General features: G+C 61.8%; 5 protein-coding genes. 2 read left to right on the top strand and 3 right to left on the bottom strand.

What is annotated here, in order from left to right; all coding sequences use genetic code 11:
• Positions 1–32: 32 nt before the first annotated feature.
• Both ACNPM8_RS06800 and ACNPM8_RS06795 read right to left on the bottom strand, forming a co-directional pair.
• Complete coding sequence (locus tag ACNPM8_RS06800) at positions 33–866, bottom strand: hypothetical protein (RefSeq protein ID WP_448939500.1); 834 nt, start codon at positions 864–866, stop codon at positions 33–35.
• Positions 867–1,046: 180 nt separating this feature from the next.
• Complete coding sequence (locus tag ACNPM8_RS06795; RefSeq protein WP_448939499.1) at positions 1,047–1,667, bottom strand: GNAT family N-acetyltransferase; 621 nt, start codon at positions 1,665–1,667, stop codon at positions 1,047–1,049.
• Between the two features lie 85 nt (positions 1,668–1,752).
• Between ACNPM8_RS06795 and ACNPM8_RS06790 the strand changes: the two genes are divergently transcribed.
• Both ACNPM8_RS06790 and ACNPM8_RS06785 read left to right on the top strand, forming a co-directional pair.
• Positions 1,753–2,367: a 5-formyltetrahydrofolate cyclo-ligase gene (locus ACNPM8_RS06790; protein WP_448939498.1), complete on the top strand. Its 615-nt coding sequence runs from the start codon at positions 1,753–1,755 to the stop codon at positions 2,365–2,367.
• A gap of 61 nt (positions 2,368–2,428) precedes the next feature.
• Positions 2,429–3,139: an RcpC/CpaB family pilus assembly protein gene (locus tag ACNPM8_RS06785; protein ID WP_448939497.1), complete on the top strand. Its 711-nt coding sequence runs from the start codon at positions 2,429–2,431 to the stop codon at positions 3,137–3,139.
• 4 nt (positions 3,140–3,143) lie between these two features.
• Here the strand turns inward: ACNPM8_RS06785 and ACNPM8_RS06780 are convergent.
• Positions 3,144–3,421: hypothetical protein (locus tag ACNPM8_RS06780; protein WP_448939496.1), on the bottom strand; the 278-nt coding region annotated here is incomplete at its 5' end.

The raw sequence follows: 3,421 nt of genomic DNA, 5'->3' as shown, positions 1-3,421 counted from the left end.
GGCCGGGGCCACAAGTCTTTGTGCTTGGGAGCTTATGCGCGTCGGCGCTGCATGACCGCGTCCAGGTTCAGGCGAGGCTTGGTACCTGCGCCAGCCACGGGTGCGGCTTCCGGTGCGGCAGATGGCGCTGCAACGGTTTCCTTGGCAGCTGGTGCGCTCTCGGTACGCTTGGCAACTACCGAAGCGACCGCTGCGCGCTCTTCAGCCGAAACTTCGGTGGCCAGGCGTTTTGCATCTTCCGATGCCTTCAGGCTGATCTGCTTGCTCGGGCGCAGCGGTTCTTCCACCGGCAGTGCTGCCTTGTGGGTCCGCTTGGCACCCTGTTCAGCTGCCAGCTCCGCGGTCTTGGCGATGCGCTCGCTGGCTTCCACGTAAGTTGGCTTGGGCACGTGCGTTGGTTCCCAGGTCCCTGGCTGCTTTACGCCGCCATAGCCGTGAGCCACTCGCAGCGCTTCGGCACGCAGCTCTTCAGCGGTAATCGCTGGAGCGCGGCGGGACGAACCCGGGCGAGCGTCGAAGACCTCGTCTTCCTCATGCTTGCGCGAGATGACCTGGTTAGCCGCGTCGTCAAAAGCGGGAGTCCGCAGCGCCTGCTGCCGGGTGGCTTCGAGGTGCTCGAGCAGCTTGCGGTTGCGGTCGCGGACAGCCAGCCCGCGCAGGGTGGCGAAGGATGCTACAGCAATCAGCGCGAACAGGCCTACGGTGCCGAAGGTCAGAGCAGTGAAAGGAGCCAGGATGAGACCGAAGACGGTCGCGAGGACTGCCAAGGCACCAACGAGCGCGACGGACAACCGGCCATAGCGCACACGAATCTTGAGTTTGGTCGCAGCACTTTCCTGCGAAGCGCTCTGTGACGTGCCAGCCATGTGGGTCCTCCATCACCGATTGAGTCGGTCAAATCCTCGTGGAACTAAATATGGTTCCTCCGAATCAACACTATGCAACCTTGGGTGCGCGCTCATGCACATCCCTTGGCGTGTCTGCATGTTTTCAATCCAGTTCTCTCTTATCAGAGCTCGATTGAACGAAATAGCACGAAATCCGCCTCAGTATTCGTAGATGCGTTCGAGCAGCGTCGTTTCCACCTCTTCACGGGTCAACGCAAAGGTGCGGTGATCCCGCCACTGCCCATCGATGTGCAGATAGCCTTTGCGCAGCCCTTCATCGCGGAACCCGAGCTTGTCCACCACCCGCAGGCTGGCCGCGTTCTCCGGACGGATGTTGATTTCCAGACGGTGCAGCTGCAGCTGCTCGAAGCAATGGTCTATGACCAAGGCGCAGGCTTCGGGCATCAGGCCGAAGCCGGCATGGTTGCGATCCAGCCAGTAGCCGATGGACGCTGTGCGCGCGGCACCATATTGCACCGACGCCACGGAAACCTGGCCGATCAGTGGCGGGCGCCCCTTGTGCAGCTGGGGCAGAGCCAAGGCCCAGGTGAATCCGCTGCCGTCAATTGCTGATTCATCCTTGGCCCTGAGCATCTCGCGAAAAGTCATGGCTTCAGGCGGGCCCAAGGGACTGGTGGGATCCCATGGCTTGAGCCATTTGGAATTGGCGTAGCGCAGATTGATCCACTCGGCTTCGTCACTGGCAGTCAGTTGGCGCAACAACAGCCGCTCCGAGGCCAGATCCGGAACCAAGCGCTTTGCTCGACGAGAGAAGAACATGTGCACATCGTATTACTTCGTCATGCTTGCAGCTGGCAACAGCGCTAGCAGGCAGCGTTTCGTTTCTTGCACGTAAGCTGTAGGCATGAATCCCACCGCTGATCTGAATTCTGGCGCCGGCAAGAAGGCCGCGCGTGCCGCTGTGCGCACTTGGCGCAGGACACTTGATCCGAGCAAGCGTGAGCAATTCGGCCTGGATCTGGCTCACACGGTGATTGGCTACCTGAGCCAGAGCACCGGTGTCGTCCAGAAGGTCGCGGCCTATTGCTCGGGTCCGGATGAACCGTCTACCGAGGCGCTCTTGGATGCTTTGGCCAAGGAAGGCATTGAAGTCTACCTGCCGGTGTGCGAACCGGAGTACGCGCTGTCGTGGGTTGAGTACTCCCCCGGCATGGAATTCCAGCCGAGTACCTTGGCCCCGGTGATGGAGCCGGTGGGCAAGCGGATGGGCACAGAGCTCTTTGACGAGATCAATACGCTGATCATGCCTGCGCTGTCCATCGATTCGAATGGGCTGCGTTTAGGCCAAGGCGGCGGCTACTACGATCGCTTCCTGCCCTTGATCGACGATGCGCCGGTCCGTGTGGCGGCCGTGGTTTATGAGCACGAGTATGTTCCGGCCGGTTCCTTCCAGATCGATAAGCATGACCAGCCCGTGGACTTGGTGTTCACTCCGCAGCAGGTGCATCAGATCATCTGATTTACCCACAGCTCGCGGGCAGCTGGCAGTGTGCCGCTGGACCTGAAGGTTGCATGGGGTTATGAGCTTCTTCTCCAGACCGCATGCTGCCTCCCGGCCCCCGGTGATTCCCAAGCCGAAGATCCGTCCCGTGCGCAACCGCCATGAGTTGTTGCGCCGCTACCGGAAGCCTTTGGCCATCGCCTGCGCGCTGCTGGCCTTGGCCGGCGTGCTCAATGTGTTTTCCTCCGGGCAATTAGCGCAGCGCGAGGTCGTGGTGGCGCTGAGCGACATTCCTGCCGGATCCCGCATATCCGCCAACCAGCTGACGGTGCAAACGGTGCGGCTGGCCCCGGAAGATGCCGAAGTCTTTGAAAGCATTGATGCCATCTCGGGGCAACGGGCAGCCGTGGCACTGACTGCCGGAACGGTGCTGCGCAACTATTCCTTGGTGGGGCCGCAACTTTTGACCGGGTCGCCGGAAGGCACCGTGGCCGTTCCCTTGCGCTTGAGCGATCCTGCCACCGTGACGCTGCTCCATCCAGGGCAACTGGTGGATATCGTATTGACCACCGGAGATGGCTTCGAAAAGGACATCAGCTCGCAGACCATCGCCAAGGCGGTGCCGGTGCTCTGGGTTCCGGATAATGCCAGCAGTTCCGAATTCGGCATGCTCAGCGGCGCGGCTCCCACCGGTGAAGGAATTGTGGTGGTCGCGGCGGCCAGCAGCCTCTCGGATGATCTGGCCGGGGCAGTATCGCGCGGCAAGGTTTCAGCCGTCTTGGTGAATTAGGAAATCAGCCCCAGTGCGGCGGCTTCTCGCGCTTCATCATCTCAGCCAGGTCTTCCTTGGCGTCGCCCCAATTTCTCGGGTCCTGGTCTTTGGCCAGCAACTCGGACAGCGGATCGGCGGCCGGCTGCTTGGCGCGGGACGCCATCGCCGCAGCAGAAGTCTCGGCGGGCTGGTGGCCGGCTAGTGCCCGGTTCACGGAGTCTGAATGCGGCACTGGCGCGTAGCTGCCGGTGAGTTCAACGCGAGCAGTCAGATGCTGCGGGGGTGCGACAACGCGGGGGG

The organism is Glutamicibacter sp. AGC46 (assembly GCF_053543715.1).
The sequence above is the reverse complement of the archived record's forward strand: the minus strand, read 5'-3'. Positions and strand labels throughout refer to the sequence as shown.

Bases quoted from the DNA above. Each gene is read 5' to 3' on its own strand.
- ACNPM8_RS06790 (WP_448939498.1), top strand. From the start codon at position 1,753: ATGAATCCCACCGCTGATCTGAATTCTGGCGCCGGCAAGAAGGCCGCG.
- ACNPM8_RS06800 (WP_448939500.1), bottom strand. From the start codon at position 866: ATGGCTGGCACGTCACAGAGCGCTTCGCAGGAAAGTGCTGCGACCAAA.
- ACNPM8_RS06785 (WP_448939497.1), top strand. From the start codon at position 2,429: ATGAGCTTCTTCTCCAGACCGCATGCTGCCTCCCGGCCCCCGGTGATT.
- ACNPM8_RS06795 (WP_448939499.1), bottom strand. From the start codon at position 1,667: ATGTTCTTCTCTCGTCGAGCAAAGCGCTTGGTTCCGGATCTGGCCTCG.